Here is a 15,705-nt window from a genome sequence, read left to right on the forward strand (position 1 = left end):
AGTCATTGCATCGTTCTACGCTGCGCCGCCCGCGACTTGGTCGCGGTGGCAGGATCGAGTTCCTTGGGCACCTGAAGTTCGGTCGGCTCGGTAGGCCGGTGGCCGCCAAACTGGCCGTAGGTGCGCAGTTGGAAGACATAGGCCAGCACTTCGGCCACGGCGGTATAGAGCGCTTCCGGAATCTCGTCGCCGATTTCGGTGTGGGTGTGCAGCGCACGCGCCAGCGGCGGCGCTTCCAGCAGCGGCACTTTGTTCTCGCGCGCCAGTTCGCGGATCTTGGCGGCGATGTCGTCGGCGCCCTTGGCCACCACCTTGGGCGCGCCCATCTTGCCCTCGGTGTACTTCAGCGCGACCGCATAGTGGGTCGGGTTGGTCACCACCACGTCAGCGGTCGGCACTTCGGCCATCATCCGGCGGCGGGCCATGGCGCGCTGCATCGCGCGGATCTTGCCCTTGATATGCGGGTCGCCTTCGGCTTCCTTGTGTTCCTGCTTGACTTCCTGGCGCGTCATGCGCAGCTTCTTGCCGTAGTTCCAGATCTGGTACGGCACATCCAGGATGGCGATGAAAATCAGCGACGACACGATGATGATGAAGCTGATCCACAGCAACTGCGCCGAATGCCGGCTGCTGGTCTTGATCGACTCCACGCCCAGCCCCATCACCGCATCGATCTGGCTCTTGATCGCCAGCCAGGCGATCGTGCCGACCAGCAAGGTCTTGAGCACGGCCTTGAGCAATTCGGCCAGCGAATTGACGGAAAACATGTTGGTGAAGCCCTTGAGCGGGTTGAGCTTGCTGAATTTGGGCAGCAGCGACTCGGTGTTGAACAGCCAGCCGCCGAGAATCAACGGCGAAGCGACCGCGGCCAGGGTCATCATGAATGCGATCGGGATGATGGCGATGGCGACATCGACGAAGTGCGCGCTGAGCATGTCGAACAGCACGATATGGTCATACGCCGCGGCGCGTTCAAAGGTGAGGGTGGCAACCATGATGCGATCCAGGCTGGTCACCAGCGGCCCGCTGAACATCCATACGCAGCAACCGCCGATGAGCAGCATCACGCACGTCGCCATTTCACGCGAACGTGGCACATCGCCCTGCTCACGAGCGCGCTCAAGGCGTTTGCTCGTGGCGGGTTCGGTCCGCTCCATGTCGCTGTCGTCGGCCATTTGCCGCATTCCCCCTGCATAAGCTCGTTCCCGATCAACAGACGGATTTCGAGAACAATAGCCAGAATTATTGGGGAGCCGGCATCGGTATCATCAGGGGAATAGGGGCAAAAAGGTCCCCCATTTCGGACTAGGCAAAAGCACAAGGCTCTGCCTATCGCAGAACGAGGCGTATCGAAAAGGAAAGAAAAAACGATTGAAACGACAACATTCAACCTGCGCCGGCCGAATTTCCCCCGGGAATGCCGCCTCGTCAAAGACGCGTCTTATCGTATTGCACGCTATTGCGTGCTATTTCTCGTTATCGCATCCAGACCAGGCCAGCCATTGCCATTGCAGCAACGGCCGCCGTATTTCTCAGAAGCCCAGGCTTTCCAGCAGATCGTCCACCTGCCCCTGGTTGGCGATCACATCCTTGCCGGCCGGATCGATCTGGGGCCCGTTCAAGAGGCCGGTATCTTCCTTCTTGGCCTCGTTGGGCGAGTAATCCACCAGCAGCTGCACCAATTGCGACTCCAGATCATGCGCCAATTGGGTGACGCGCTTGATCACCTGCCCGGTCAGGTCCTGGAAATCCTGGGCCATCATGATATCGAACAGTTGCTGCTTGGTGACGCTGCTGTCCTCGCCGGCCTGCGCCAGGAACGCCGATGTCTTCGCGCCCAGCGCCAGATAGCCGGATTCGGAAAACCCCGATGCCGCCGCCGCATCCCACTGCGCCTTGAGCTCGGCGGCGCCGTCCTTGATGCGCTCTTGCAGCGGGCTGGCCAGCTCGGTGGCGGTGAGCACGCGCTGCGCCGCCTGCTCGGTCATGCGCGCCACGTATTCAAGGCGGTCGCGCGCGTCCGGCATGTCGCTGGCGGCCCGTTCCAGCAAGCGGTCGAAGCCCAGGCCGCGCAAGCTGTCGTGCAGATTGCGCGTCATGTGCCCGATGCGGGAGAGCACCTCGTCGTTGAGCGCGCCTGTGGTGTCGGCGCTTGCGTCTCCGCTCACCTCAGCCACCTGCCGCCATCTTTTCGAAAATCTTGGCCAGCTTCTCGTCCAGCGTCGCCGCGGTGAAGGGCTTGACCACATAACCGTTGGCGCCGGCCTGGGCGGCGGCCACGATGTTTTCCTTCTTGGCTTCGGCCGTGACCATCAACACCGGCAGCTTGGACAGCGACGGATCCTTGCGGATTTCCTGCAGCATGGTCAGGCCGTCCATGTTGGGCATGTTCCAGTCGGAGACGACGAAGTCGAATTGGTCGCTGCGCAGCTTTTGCAGTGCCTGTACGCCGTCCTCCGCCTCGTCCACGTTGGTATAGCCCAACTCCTTGAGCAGGTTGCGCACGATGCGGCGCATGGTCGAAAAGTCATCGACGACTAAGAACTTGGTATTGGGACCCGACATGCTAAGACTCCATCTAATCGATTGATTTCTTGGTTAACGGCCGATCCGCATACGAACTTGAACCGCCCCACCTTCTTATTCCTTACGCACGACATCCCGTCCATGCGTCCCTCTTCATTGCCACGGCATTGTAGTGCAGCGACCACGAAAATGGCAGCGGAATCGGCGCTGCCGCCGTGTTTTACACGCGCAAGGCCCGGCTTCCGTGTTCGGCCAGCCATGCCAGCACCCGGCCCGGCATCGCCTGCAGCGACAGCACCTCATGCGCGGCGCCGATCGCGATGGCTTCGCGCGGCATGCCGAACACCACGCAGGAGGCCTCATCCTGCGCGAAATTATAGGCCCCGGCCCCCTTCATCTCCAGCATGCCCTGGGCGCCGTCCTTGCCCATGCCGGTCAGGATCACGCCGACGGCGTTCTTGCCGGCGCAAGTCGCGGCCGACTGGAACAGCACATCCACCGACGGCCGGTGGCGGTTGACCGGCGGCCCCTGGTCGAGCTGGGTCATGTAGTTGGCGCCGCTGCGCACCAGCTTCAGGTGCGAGTGGCCGGGGGCGATGTAGGCATGGCCGGGCAGCACCCGCTCGTTGCCGGCCGATTCGATGACCGATATCTTGCACAGGTTGTTGAGGCGCTGCGCAAAGGAACGGGTGAACCCCTCCGGCATGTGCTGGGTGATCAGGATGCCGGGGCAGTCCGAGGGCATGCGGATCAGGAACTCCTTGATGGCCTCGGTGCCGCCGGTGGAAGCGCCGATGATGATCAGCTTTTCGCTGCTGGTCAGCGGATTGCGGATCTGCGGCAAGACGTCGCCCGGCACATGTCCCTGCTCGGCCGTGCGCGACGCGCGGGCCTTGACCCGCGCCTTGGAGGCGGCGCGGATCTTGTCGGCGATCATGTCGGCATATTCCTGCATGCCGCTCTGGATCGATATTTTGGGCTTGGTGACGAAATCGATCGCCCCCAGCTCGAGCGCGCGCAAGGTGATTTCCGAGCCGCGTTCAGTCAGCGAGGACACCATCACCACCGGCATCGGACGCAGGCGCATCAGCTTTTCCAGGAAATCCAGGCCGTCCATGCGCGGCATTTCCACGTCCAGCGTCAGCACGTCCGGATTGGTCTGCTTGATCAGTTCGCGGGCGATGATCGGGTCGGGCGCCACGCCCACCACTTCCATGTCCGGCTGGCTGCCGATAATTTCGCGCATCACGCTGCGGATCAGCGCGGAGTCGTCAACGATGAGTACTTTAATTTTCATAACCATGCTTTCCGTATTGCTTGCTACGCCGCGCGGCGCCACGCCTCACTGCCATCCACGCGGCCATACTCAGAACAGGTCGACTTCGCCGCCCACCGGCTTGGTGACCAGCTTGCTTGCATAAGCCTTTTCCCGCACTGCCAGCGTGTCGTTGTGCAGTTGTTTTAACTTTTTGACCAGCACCTTGCCGGTGCGGGGGAAAAAGTAAACCTTGCGCGGCCAGATGTCGTTCAGGTCCTCCGCCACCACCCGGATGCTTTCCGCCTTGAGATAGCGCCGGACGAATTCGGCATTGCGTTCGCCGACGTTGATGGTGGAAAACCCGCGCAGCACATTGCCGCCGCCAAACACCTTGGCCTCCAGATTATCGCGGCGCGCGCCGGCCTTGAGCACGTCGTTGATCAGGATTTCCATGGCGTAGGTGCCGTAGCGCGCCGATGCCGATACCGGGCTGCCGTCATCGCCGCCGCCGTCGGGCAGCATGAAGTGGTTCATGCCGCCGATGCCCGATACCCGGTCGCGGATGCAGGCCGAGACGCAGGACCCCAGGACCGTGACGATCATCATGTCCTTATGCGTAAAGTAATACTCCCCCGGAAGGATCTTTGCCGCATCGCAGTCGAACGTACGATCGTAGTACAGGTTGGAGGCAAACTGCTCAGGGGCTTGACTCATGTCTTGTTCCTTGCGCCACGCTGCGCCGCATTCAGTTCATAAACCGTCTTGCCTTTGAGCTTGAGCGCATCGGAAACGTACAGGAAGTTTTCCGAGTGCCCGGCAAACAACAAGGCATGGGGCTTCATCAACGGCACGAATCGCGACAGGATCTTGCCCTGGGTCGGCTTGTCGAAGTAAATCATCACGTTGCGGCAGAAGATGACGTCGAACTGGCCGCTGATCGGCCAGCCATCGGCCAGCAGGTTCAATTGCTTGAAGGTGATCAGCTTGCGCAACTCTGGCCGCACGCGCACATAGCCCTCATGGCTGCCCTTGCCGCGCAGGAAGAATTTTTTCACCCGCTCCGGCGCCAGCTTCTCGATGCGCTCCATCGGATAAACGCCATTGGCGCCGGTAGCCAGCACATTGGTATCGATATCGGTCGCGACGATCTGCACCGGCGGCGTCAGCGTGCCGTAAGCCTCGCACACCGTCATGGCAATGGTATAGGGTTCTTCGCCGGTCGATGCCGCCGAACACCATATGGAAGCAGGCTCTTTTAGCGTCTTGACAAAATCGGCGAGAATCGGGAAATGGTGCGACTCCCGGAAAAATGAAGTCAGGTTGGTGGTCAGCGCATTGGTAAACGCCTCCCATTCATCGGACTCATGGGTACGCTCGAGCATATCGAGGTACTGATTGAACGAGGTGATGCCGGTCGCGCGCAGGCGGCGCGCCAGGCGGCTGTAGACCATCTCCTGCTTGCTGTCGGCCAAGGCAATGCCCGCACGCTGATAAATAAGCCCTCGGACACGCTCGAAATCACGGCCGGTGAAATCGAACTCCTTCCCGGACTCGCCTTTGCTTGGCACAGTAGGCTTCACTGGTTTTCCTTCTCTGGCAAATCGCGCCAGCGGCGCGAATGCATATGATTTTTACTTCCCCGGCTCCTCGCGGGCAGGGTACCCCCTTGTCGAATAATCTATCAGCCGCCGAACGGGGTCAAGCGAATCAACCTTGGAAATGAAATGGATTTACCCCCCTATTGCGCCACGTCAAGCAGGTTTGCCGACGCCGGCCTGCGCCTTTGAAATACTGGTGCGGCCGGCTGGCCGCGCCCCAACCGGCGCCTGGCCTCCCGCCGCGGATGGCGCCGGCGCATGGCTGGAACGGTAGCCGACACGAAAACCGCCCCAATGTTTGCCGTTGACATAGATCGGCACCGACAGGTCGTGCATCACCTCCCCGGTATCGCGCTTATACGTTTGCAGCAGGAAAGGCTTGGTGTTCGCGCCGCAACGCTTGCCGGTACGGTCGCTGAAGATGCGTTTGGTCCGGTTGTTGACCAGGTCGACGTCATAGTTGCCCGTCAGCGGCTGCGAAAACTTCTTGTTATGCGTGGGGAAATAGCCGTTATTGTCGACCGCGCCGGCATACGCCAGTTGCGGCATCTGCGCCAGGATCGCCTCCTGGACTTGCGGCAGCACACGATCGGTAAAACCGTCGAACTGCGTGGAATGCTTTTGCGGCGAGGTATTCGGGATCGGCTTGTAAGTGCGGTCGAACAGCGCCGCCTCGGAAATGCGGCCGGCGGCGATCGATTCCGCAAACAGGCGGCCGACCCGATGCGCGCCTTCCGCTGCCGCCGCGCGGATCGCATCGTGCGCCGTGCCCGCGCCGCTTTCGGCGATCGCCTCGAACACGATTTCGGCGCGCTCCGACAGCGCCATCGCCGACGCCGCCACGCGCGGCAGTTCGGCATCGGTTTGCAGCATCCCGTTGCGGATGGCCGAAATGGATTCGGCGATGTTTTGCGTGGTCTGCACGTGTTCGCGCGAAGCCAGCGCGATCTCCTCGATCTGCTCTTGCGACTGGCCGGCCGAACGCTCGATGCCGTTGAGCAGCGCATGCACCTTTTCGACATTCTGCGCCGCTTCCAGCACACGGCCGCTGAGCGCATTCATGCCCGATGCGGCGCGCTCGGCCTCTTCGTTGATGGCGCGCACCATCACGCCGATATCGTCGGTGGCCTCCTTGGTGCGTTGCGCCAGCTGGCGCACTTCCCCGGCCACCACGGCAAACCCGCGCCCCTGCTCTCCCGCGCGCGCCGCCTCGATGGCGGCATTGAGCGCCAGCAGATTGGTGCGGGCCGCGATCTCGCTGATCACTTCGGTGATGCCATGGATGCGGCGCGACTTTTCCTGCAGTTGCGCCATCATGCCGGAAGCCGCCTGCGCATCGGTGCGCGCCTGGCCGATCTGCTGCAAGCCGCGATCGACTTCGGCGCGGCCGCTGATGCTTTCCGAGCGCACCTTGGAAGCGCTGGCCGAAGCGCGTTCGGCATTGACCGCAATCTGTTCGGTGCTGGCCGCGCTTTGCTCGGCGCTGGCCGCGATGTTATTGGCGGTGTCGACGTCCTGGCTGATCTTGCCCTTGATGGAATCGACGAAGAAGGAAGTTTCGGCAGCGCCGATCATGATGTGGTCGATCTCGTTGCCGACCTTGTCGACCAGTTGCGCGCCGCCCGGATGGCGCCGGCGCTGCGCCAGGGCCAAACACGCCAGCGCCGCCAGCACCGCCAGGCAAGCCGGCAATGACGCTCCCAGCGCCGCGCCGGCATGCAAGGCCTCCAGCGCGAAAGCCAGGCCGCCTCCTGCCAATCCTCCCGCCAGCCAGGGCCACAGCCTGATGCTCCAAGCCTTCATGCGGCCCTCAGAGCTTGCCTTCAACTTTGCCATCGCTTGTCTCCCTGCGGATATTCCGCTTATCTGCGCCTGCTTCAAGGCAGGCATGGCTGCGCGCATAAAGAGCCGCATTGTCCACAATGTAGAGCGGATAACTTACGCATAGCTTATGAACGCACGGCTGTTCGCCTATTTTCCGCCTCGGGATTGCCTGAATGACATCGGCAACCGGGAGCGACACAAGCGCCGTATATGGCGATATAATCCAGCCCACATAGGATAGGGGGGTATGGTATGGGCCACATTACGCAGCACAAGGATCAGTTGCTCAAGCGCGTACGCCGCATCGGCGGCCAGCTACAAGCACTGGACCGCGCGCTGGAAACCGATGCCGATTGCAGCAAGACCTTGCATCTGGCTGCGGCCATCCGGGGCGCACTCAACGGCCTGATGGATGAGCTGATTCAAGCCCATGCGCGCGAACACGTCGCCCGCCCCGGCCTGTCCGACCATGAGCGCAGCCAGGGTCTGGATGAAGTGCTGCAGGCAATTCGCCGCTACTCAAAATAGGAACACGTATGCAATCGCCCTCCTTCGCGCATGAGCACATCTACCTCGGCGCCGACCATGACCGCAATACCAGACGCACGCTATGGGTGGTCCTGCTGACCGCGCTGATGATGGCGGCGGAAATCATCGCCGGCTACCTCACCGGATCGATGGCGCTGCTGGCCGACGGCTTCCACATGGCCACCCATGCCGGCGCACTGGCGGTCTCGGTTGGCGCTTATGTGTTCGCGCGACGCCATGCGCGCGACACGCGCTTCAGCTTCGGCACCGGCAAGGTCGGCGACCTGGCCGGCTTTGCCTCGGCCCTGGTGCTGGCCGGGGCATCCATCGGCATCGGCGCCGAATCCATCTGGCGACTGGCCCGGCCGACCACGGTCCAGTTCGGCGAAGCCATTGCCATCGCGGCCATCGGCCTGGCGGTCAACATCGCCAGCGCGCTGCTGCTGGCCAACCACGGGCACGCACATCATGGCGATGGCGACGGCCATGGCCATCCGCATGACGATGCGCATTCGCACCACCGGCAACATGGCCACGACAGCCAGCATCACCACGACAACAATCTGCGCTCGGCCTACATCCACGTCCTGGCCGATGCGCTGACCTCGGTACTGGCCATCGGCGCCCTGCTGGCCGGCCTTTACCTGGGCTGGACCTGGCTCGACCCGCTGATGGGCGTGGTGGGTGCGGTGGTGATCGCGCGCTGGTCTTATTCGCTGCTGCGCGAAACCGCCGCCGTATTGCTCGACGTCACCGACGACCGCATTGCGCAGCGGATCCGCCATGCGCTTGACGGCGACGCAACCCAGATTGACGATTTGCATGTATGGCGCATCGGCCCGACCGCACGCGCGGCCATCGTCAGCGTGTCGGCTCCGGCGCGCGTCAGCGAAGCCGCCCTGCGCGAAAAGCTGGCCGCGATCGCCGAACTGAAACACCTCACGCTGGAACGCCGGATTGCCTGAAACCGGCGCCATCATGGCAAGACCATCAAAAACAGCGGCACTCGGCCGCTGTTTTTGACTTCATATCGATGGCCAAACTTGCGGCCTCAACGCCAACCCCGATGCCAGCCATACTGCGGATGATGCCAGCCCCAGCCATAATGAGGATGGTATTCCCAGATATAACCGGGGCCCGGCGATACATACGTGGGTTCAACGTACACCACTCCGGGAGGCGCGACATAGGCTGGCCGCACCGTAGGCGGCGTCACCACGCAGCCACCCAACACGAGTGTTGCGGCAACAGCCGGAATCAATAAATGGATTTTCATTCTTGCGCTCCTGATCTTGTTTGGCGAATTGTTCCCCGGAGAGTCGACAGTCGAATCCGGATCTCCACATGCCGTTCGTGGTGATCAGATAACGTCCGAAGCAAGAGCGATGTAGACGTGAAATTGTGTGTTTGTGTAACGCCCGGAGCCGCGGCGCACAAATGAAAAAACCGCCGCCAGAACATGTTCTGACGGCGGTTTTCTTTGTCCGCATCAACTGCGAACGCTTGTTTTTTTGGTCGGGACGGAGTGATTCGAACACTCGACCCCTTGCACCCCATGCAAGTACGCTACCAGGCTGCGCTACGCCCCGACTGAGCTCGCAATTATAACAGGGCATGTGTTTTTTGCTCAACTATTTCTCAAGGCCATCAATATTCTTCCTGTGCGTTCTTGAGAACCCGGCGCAACACTCATCCCAAGCGCCAGTTACTGCGCGAACGAGCCTTGGAACGGATGATATGCATCTCCTCATCTTCCAGCTCATCACCTTGGTAGCCCTGCGGCGTGCGGCGAAACACTTCCCTGCCGGCACGCGTCAGGTTGAAAGCGCCGCCGAGGTTGGGGATGCCCAGCCCCTTGGAGATGACGCTCTTGACGATGCGCGGCGGGACGATGCGAAATTCGCCCTTGAATACGCTGTACATCCAGCGCAATTCTTCACCGGTCAATTCTATATTCATTGGAATGTTCCTTTGCCCTCCGGAAACAGTATGAATCCTAGCACGAAATATTTTGATTTTCCGCAAGGAAACCCCATTCCAGACAAAAAGCCTCGCAACTCTTGGCACGGCACAAACGAAACGTTGGAATTTTGCGGGTGATGTCCGATGCAGACATGCCAGGAAGGCAATCAAACCGGATGCCGCCACGGCATCAGCCGCCGCTACTGAAGAATTCCTTCAGCAGGAAGGCCTGCAGCCCTTTGGTGTCGCTCTGGCGGGCCGACAGCACCACCACCCGTCCCAGGCGTTGCGAATCCCAGTTGAAATCGCCGGAATAGTATTTCCGGATCAGCGCAATCATGCTGTCCACCACCGCCAGTTCGACATTGCCGCCTGGGCCGGCATCGACCTCGATCAATTGCTTCTGGCTGCGCCGCTGGTCGCTGGTCCAGCCGCGGAAAGAATACTGGGCCACGCGAGGCCCCTTGCTGACGATCTCGAATACGCCGTTGGTGCCGCGTCCGCGCTGCTCCTGGAACGCGATATTGGCCTTTGCGATGTCATTGGCGGAGGGATTTTCCGCCGCACGCGCCGCCGCGTTCTCCTGTGCCGCCGCATCCTCCAGCGCCTGCCGGCGCTCGCGGTTACGGTTGATCATGGAACTGAAATCCATCTCGGGCGATGCTTGCGCCACCGGCGGCACGGTTCCCTGGGGAGCGACCGGCGCCGGCGCGGCACGCGCCGTTTCGGTCTTGCGGGGGGCGGCGGCGCTGCGTTTGGGCGGCACCTTGGCCGTTTGTTTCTTCGGCGGCGCCGGGGCTTTCTGGGGCGGAGGGGGCGCCGGCGACGGCTCGGGCCGGGGCGGCGGCGGCTTGATAAAGGTCACTTGCAGCGGCGCATCCGGCTTGCCGGAAGTTTCAATGCGGGGCGGCTCGCTCAGCTTGGCCCGCAACACCATGAACATGCCGGCGTGGATCAGTACCGACAGCACGAGGCCGAGCACGGTTCGGCGTCGTGCGCGGGAAACAATGTCTGATCGGGTGAACGAACTGAAAAAACTCATACCGTACGGCAGCGGTTCCTGATATTCGGCGGAATGGAGGCAACAGCGGCAACAGCGTGGACAAATACTGCAGCGCCCCACGCGCCGTCAGCCATGTGCCATGTCGAGGACGCGATATTTTAACGGTTTTGTACGCCCCAACGCGTCCGGGTTCCATGCTTTTTTCAACGCCGAAACCGCAGGATGCCGCCATCGCGGCGATCCTGCCGTACTTTTAACGGCTTTCAACGGCGCCAATACCCCCGGCCGCCGCCCCATCCGCCGCCGTAACCGAAGTAGATGGATGTCGACGGATAAGAATAATACGGATAAGGCGCCGCATACACCGGCTGCGCCGGATAGGCCACCGGCCCGCCGTAATAGGGATCGTACGGCATCGCCACGCAGCCGCCCAGCAGCAGCACGGCAGGCACCGCAAGCAGGTAAAGAAAACGCTTCATGGCCGTTGCTCCTCCGGCGCGTAGCACCGGTAATTAGAACTCATCCCATAAATAGGAGTGAGATCTCATAGAATATGCCGCAGCCGCTTGCGCGCATCCATCGCCCTTACCTTTTGTTACGCACCGCTTGCACTGCCCGGCCTTGCCCGCGGGAAACCGTACCGGCATTCTCTAGTGCCTATACCTTCGCTTCAATAATCGGATAAGGCTCTGCTTATATAATTGCCGGGTTGCGCCAGGCTCGCCATCCAAACCGGCCTGTTGCGACGCGCATCCAGAACAAGCAGAGAGACTCCCGCAATCCAGGCAACCGCACCGGCAACGCCGCCATGGCGCCTTTTTCAAACCATATCCATGACCAACACCAGCACATCGCCACGCCCGCCCATCGTCGTCATCGCTCCCGACTCCTTCAAAGGCTCGCTGAGCGCTGAGGAAGTCGCCGCCGCCATCGGCGCCGGCATACAGGCCGCCATTCCCGGCGCGCAGATACGCCTGCGGCCGATCGCCGACGGCGGCGAAGGCACGCTGGACGCGCTGATGCATGCCGGCGGCGAACGCCTTGCCCTGGCCTGCCGCAACGCCGCCGGGCAACTCGCCGACTGTCCGGTCGGCATCCTCAAGGATGGCAGCGCGGTGATCGAATCGGCCGCCATCGTCGGCCTGACCGATGCCGCCGGCATCGCCGTGCCGGTGGAGCAGCGCAGTACCCTGGGCGTGGGCGACGCCATGCTCAAGCTGCTGGATCGCGGCGCACGCCATTTCCTGGTCGCGCTGGGCGGCAGCAGCACCAATGACGGCGGCGCCGGCCTGCTGTGCGCGCTCGGCCTCAAGCTCTATGACGCGGCCGGCGAAGCCGTGCCGCCGCTGCCCGCGCAATTGCACAAGGTGACGCGCATCGACGCCTCCGCTATCGACGCCCGCATCAGGGACGCCAGGATTGTCGCCATGTCCGACGTCAACAATCCCTTATGCGGCGAGGAAGGCGCCACCGCGGTATTCGGCCCGCAAAAAGGCGTCACGCCCGAACAAGTCGGATTGCTGGACCATGCGCTGGCTCATTTCGCGGCGGTGCTGGAACAGGAACTGGGGCGTTCCGCTTGCGGCAAGCCCGGCGCCGGCGCGGCGGGCGGCCTGGGTTACGCATTGCTGATGCTGGGTGCGGAATTCCGCTCCGGCGCCGAAACGGTGGCCGACCACATCGACCTGGACGGGGCGCTGGCCGGCGCCGACTGGCTCATCACCGGCGAAGGGCGCAGCGACGCGCAAACCCTGCATGGCAAGGCCCCCTTCATCGCCAGCCAAAGGGCGCGCCGCGCCGGCGTGCCGACCACGCTGCTCTCCGGCGGCATCGACCGCAAATCGCTGGGCGAACTGCAAGGCAGCTTCTCGGGTTGCTTCTCCATCGTATTCGGCCCCGGCAGCCTGCAAGATGCGATCGCAGGCGCGCCTGATTTGCTGCGCAGCAGCGCGGAACAAATGGCGCGGCTATGGCACACCGCCGCCGGCGCCAAGAAATAAACCCAAGCACGCGCCGGCACGCGAGCTTTTCCACAGGCGGCCTCCCCTGCCGCTTCTACCGAAGTTGTTCACACAATTCGGGGACAGGCCTGTGGAAAAGCTGAGGAAAACTCATCCAAGCCATTGATTGAAAAGCCTTTTCCAAAAACGGTTCAAAGGCGTGCAACGCGCCTGTTTTTCAATCTTGCGCCGTAGAAAAGGCATTCCGGCCAACGCATAGCAGCGTTTCCAGCGTTTCATCTCCGCCGGTCGCCGCGCGCTCCCACTTATCCCCAGAAAATGGGGGCAAGCCTGTGGAAAACCCTGGGAAGAGCGACTTAAGCCATTGATATAAATCGTTTTTCTTATTCTGTGCGCAGTGAATGCATGGCATGCATTGCATTCACTGCCGCAGTCGGCCCAATAACGATTGCTAGACGCGCTTGTAGATGTCCTCAAAGCGCACGATGTCGTCTTCGCCCAGATAACTTCCCGACTGCACCTCAATCAAGTGCAGCGGCAGCTTGCCCGGGTTCTCCAGGCGGTGCGTCACGCCGATGGGCAGATAGATCGATTCGTTCTCGCTCAGCAGCTTGACCTCTTCCCCGCGCGTCACCAAGGCGGTGCCGCTGACCACCACCCAGTGTTCGGCGCGGTGGTGGTGCATCTGCAGCGAGAGCTTTTCGCCCGGCTTGACGATGATGCGCTTGACCTGGAAACGCTCGCCGTCGGCGACGCTCTCATAGCTGCCCCACGGACGGAATACGCGCTTGTGATAGAGGTGCTCGCTGCGTCCGGACGACTTCAGGGCATCGACGATCTTCTTGACGTCCTGTACCTTGTCCCTGTGCGCGACCAGCACCGCGTCGTCGGTTTCGACGATGACCAGGTCTTCGACGCCCAAGGCCGCCACCATGCGGCTCTCGGCGCGCACCAGGGTATTGGAGACATCCTGCAACAGCACGTCGCCGCGCGCCACGTTGCCATTGGCATCGCTTTCCTGCACCGCCCACAAGGCGCTCCATGAGCCGACATCGCTCCAGCCGATATCGGCCAGCACGACCACCGCCTTGCGGGTCTTTTCCATGACCGCGTAATCGATCGATTCGGAAGGCGTGGCTTCGAAGCTGGCCTGGTCCAGGCGGCAGAAATCGAGGTCTTCATAACCGTTGGCGACCGCCTGCTCGACCGGCGCGGCGATGTCCGGGCGGTGCGTATTCAACTCTTCCAGATAATCGGCAGCCTTGAAGAGGAACATGCCGCTGTTCCAGGAATAGCTGCCTTCTTCAAGGAATACCTTGGCGGTGGCGAGGTCCGGCTTCTCGACGAACTTGTCCACCACAAAGGCATCGCCGACGCCGGCCACCTGCTTGCCGCGGCGGATATAGCCGTAACCGGTCTCGGGCGCGGAGGGCAAGATGCCGAACGTCGCCAGGGCGCCGCCGGCGACCGCTTCCGATGCGCGCGACACGGCATCCTTGAAGGCATCCACATCATCGATCACATGATCGGCCGGCAACACCAGCATGACGGCCTCGGGGTCGCGCTTGAGCAGCAGCTGGGCCGCGGCCGCCACCGCCGGGGCAGTATTTCTCCCCACGGGCTCGAGCATGATCGCCAGCGGCTTGACGCCGATCTCGCGCATCTGCTCGGCCACCATGAAACGATGGTCGTTACCGCACACGAACAAGGGCGGCATGATCTGCGGCCAGCTGTTCACGCGGGCCACCGTGTCTTGCAGCATGGTGCGCTGGCCCACGACCGAGATCAGTTGCTTGGGCAACGCCGCGCGCGACAGAGGCCACAAACGGGTGCCGGAACCTCCGGAAAGGATGACGGGATAAATTTTCATGGTTTCCTCGCAAAATTCTGATGTTTCAGGCGTGTTTCCGTGGCTTGACGCGCCGGTCTCGGGCGTCGTTCCAATGGTTGTCGGCGTATTCGGAAATATGCTTCATTTCGCCCTCGCGCGTCACGCTGTAGTGGCCGCAAACGACCGATTCTTCCACCTTGGTGCCAGGCGCGGTGCGAGTGTACTCGAACAACACGCTCCTGACGATCTCGGACCCTGCGCAAATATGGCTGCCATGGCCGATCCAGGAAGGACCGACGATCCTGCTGCCGGCTTCGACATGGGTGCCGGCGCCAATATACACAGGCCCTTCGATGACCGTTCCCTCCCAATCGATCCGGGTATTCAGGCCGACCCACAGGCCTTCCCGCACCTGCGTTCCCGGCACATACATCTGCGCCACCTTGCCGCTGAGCACGCCTTGCAGCACGGCCCAGAAATCGGTGACGTTGCCGATGTCGATCCAGTTGAAAAAGCGCTTCTGGGCGAAAAACGGCAGTTTCCTTTCCACCAGCAACGGGAACAGGTCCGAGCCGATGTCAAACACGGTATTGCCTGGGATCAGCGCCAGCACTTCCGGTTCCATGATGTAGATGCCGGTGCTGGCCAGGTTGGACAGCGCCGCTTCGCGTTCGGGCTTTTCCTGGAAGGACTGCACGCGGCCATCCTGGTCCGCCACCACCACGCCGTAACTGGAAACCTGCTCCAGCGGCACTTCCTTGGTGATCACGCTGACCATTGCGCCCTTGCTGCGGTGTTCGAACAGCGCGGACTGGATATCCAGGTCGATCAGCGCGTCGCCGCAGATGACCAGTGTGGTCTCGTCGAAGAAAGCGCCGAATTCCTGGATCTTCTTCATGCCGCCGGCGGAACCGATGGGATGGGGATGCACCGCGCCGGCATCGTCCACGTAGCCTTCAAAGGAATAGCCGATGCGCGCACCGAAACGCTGGCCGTCGCCGAAGTAATCCTCGATCTTTTCATGCAGGTAGCTGACATTGACCATGATGTCATGGATGCCGTACTTCACCAGATGCTCGACCAGGTACTCCATCACCGGCTTGCCAAGGATGGGGATCATCGGTTTGGGCAACTCGTAGGTCAGCGGCCTTACCCGCGTTCCCTTGCCAGCCGCCAGAATCATCGCTTTCATAGTGTCCTCATGCTGGTTGAAT

General features: G+C 61.9%; 16 protein-coding genes and 1 tRNA gene. 3 read left to right on the plus strand and 14 right to left on the minus strand.

Translation table 11 applies throughout. The annotated features are described in order from the left end of the window. Nucleotides 1–2 precede the first annotated feature (2 nt). From flhB to AC07N6_RS09710, 7 genes are all read right to left on the minus strand, one after another. Nucleotides 3–1,175, minus strand: a complete 1,173-nt coding sequence (gene flhB, locus AC07N6_RS09680; protein ID WP_494780091.1) for a flagellar biosynthesis protein FlhB — start codon at nt 1,173–1,175, stop codon at nt 3–5. A 357-nt stretch (nt 1,176–1,532) separates the two neighbouring features. Beyond that, a complete protein-coding gene (gene cheZ / locus AC07N6_RS09685) occupies nt 1,533–2,168 on the minus strand; it encodes a protein phosphatase CheZ (protein WP_494780092.1) in 636 nt (211 codons plus the stop codon). A gap of 1 nt (nt 2,169) precedes the next feature. Then, nucleotides 2,170–2,565: a chemotaxis response regulator CheY gene (gene cheY, locus AC07N6_RS09690; protein ID WP_050466451.1), complete on the minus strand. Its 396-nt coding sequence runs from the start codon at nt 2,563–2,565 to the stop codon at nt 2,170–2,172. 181 nt (nt 2,566–2,746) lie between these two features. Continuing rightward, on the minus strand, nt 2,747–3,823 hold the full coding sequence (locus tag AC07N6_RS09695) for a protein-glutamate methylesterase/protein-glutamine glutaminase (protein ID WP_494780093.1): 1,077 nt from the start codon (nt 3,821–3,823) through the stop codon (nt 2,747–2,749). A 69-nt stretch (nt 3,824–3,892) separates the two neighbouring features. After that, a complete protein-coding gene (cheD, locus tag AC07N6_RS09700) occupies nt 3,893–4,498 on the minus strand; it encodes a chemoreceptor glutamine deamidase CheD (protein WP_494780094.1) in 606 nt (201 codons plus the stop codon). Then, on the minus strand, nt 4,495–5,364 hold the full coding sequence (locus AC07N6_RS09705) for a CheR family methyltransferase (RefSeq protein WP_494780095.1): 870 nt from the start codon (nt 5,362–5,364) through the stop codon (nt 4,495–4,497). The genes cheD and AC07N6_RS09705 overlap by 4 nt, the downstream gene beginning before the upstream one ends. 171 nt (nt 5,365–5,535) lie before the next feature. Further along, the gene (locus AC07N6_RS09710; RefSeq protein WP_494780096.1) at nt 5,536–7,218 is read right to left on the minus strand and encodes a methyl-accepting chemotaxis protein; all 1,683 of its coding nucleotides are present in this window, start codon (nt 7,216–7,218) and stop codon (nt 5,536–5,538) included. 240 nt (nt 7,219–7,458) lie between these two features. Here AC07N6_RS09710 and AC07N6_RS09715 point away from each other — a divergent pair, with 240 nt between their 5' ends. Beyond that, complete coding sequence (locus tag AC07N6_RS09715; RefSeq protein WP_494780097.1) at nt 7,459–7,734, plus strand: metal/formaldehyde-sensitive transcriptional repressor; 276 nt, start codon at nt 7,459–7,461, stop codon at nt 7,732–7,734. Nucleotides 7,735–7,742: 8 nt separating this feature from the next. Further along, nucleotides 7,743–8,699, plus strand: a complete 957-nt coding sequence (gene dmeF, locus AC07N6_RS09720) for a CDF family Co(II)/Ni(II) efflux transporter DmeF (RefSeq protein WP_494780098.1) — start codon at nt 7,743–7,745, stop codon at nt 8,697–8,699. A gap of 86 nt (nt 8,700–8,785) precedes the next feature. Here the strand turns inward: dmeF and AC07N6_RS09725 are convergent, their stop codons facing one another. The 5 genes from AC07N6_RS09725 to AC07N6_RS09745 all read right to left on the minus strand — a co-directional run bounded on the left by AC07N6_RS09725 (nt 8,786) and on the right by AC07N6_RS09745 (nt 11,178). Further along, the gene (locus AC07N6_RS09725) at nt 8,786–9,010 is read right to left on the minus strand and encodes a hypothetical protein (protein WP_494780099.1); all 225 of its coding nucleotides are present in this window, start codon (nt 9,008–9,010) and stop codon (nt 8,786–8,788) included. A 236-nt stretch (nt 9,011–9,246) separates the two neighbouring features. Next, a tRNA-Pro gene (locus tag AC07N6_RS09730) sits at nt 9,247–9,323 on the minus strand. 100 nt (nt 9,324–9,423) lie between these two features. Beyond that, a complete protein-coding gene (locus AC07N6_RS09735; protein ID WP_494780100.1) occupies nt 9,424–9,693 on the minus strand; it encodes a hypothetical protein in 270 nt (89 codons plus the stop codon). A gap of 193 nt (nt 9,694–9,886) precedes the next feature. Next, entirely contained in the window at nt 9,887–10,678 is a 792-nt protein-coding gene (locus AC07N6_RS09740; protein WP_494780101.1) for a hypothetical protein, read from the minus strand. A 284-nt stretch (nt 10,679–10,962) separates the two neighbouring features. Further along, on the minus strand, nt 10,963–11,178 hold the full coding sequence (locus tag AC07N6_RS09745) for a hypothetical protein (protein WP_494780102.1): 216 nt from the start codon (nt 11,176–11,178) through the stop codon (nt 10,963–10,965). Nucleotides 11,179–11,532: 354 nt separating this feature from the next. Here AC07N6_RS09745 and AC07N6_RS09750 point away from each other — a divergent pair, with 354 nt between their 5' ends. Next, nucleotides 11,533–12,699 (plus strand): glycerate kinase, encoded by a 1,167-nt coding sequence (locus AC07N6_RS09750; RefSeq protein ID WP_494780103.1) that lies wholly within the window; start codon nt 11,533–11,535, stop codon nt 12,697–12,699. Between the two features lie 412 nt (nt 12,700–13,111). Here the strand turns inward: AC07N6_RS09750 and AC07N6_RS09755 are convergent, their stop codons facing one another. Then, the gene (locus AC07N6_RS09755) at nt 13,112–14,530 is read right to left on the minus strand and encodes a mannose-1-phosphate guanylyltransferase/mannose-6-phosphate isomerase (protein WP_494780104.1); all 1,419 of its coding nucleotides are present in this window, start codon (nt 14,528–14,530) and stop codon (nt 13,112–13,114) included. Between the two features lie 25 nt (nt 14,531–14,555). Then, complete coding sequence (locus AC07N6_RS09760; protein ID WP_494780272.1) at nt 14,556–15,674, minus strand: nucleotidyltransferase family protein; 1,119 nt, start codon at nt 15,672–15,674, stop codon at nt 14,556–14,558. Nucleotides 15,675–15,705 lie beyond the last annotated feature (31 nt).

The organism is Herbaspirillum sp. GW821-FHT09A12, assembly GCF_059418325.1.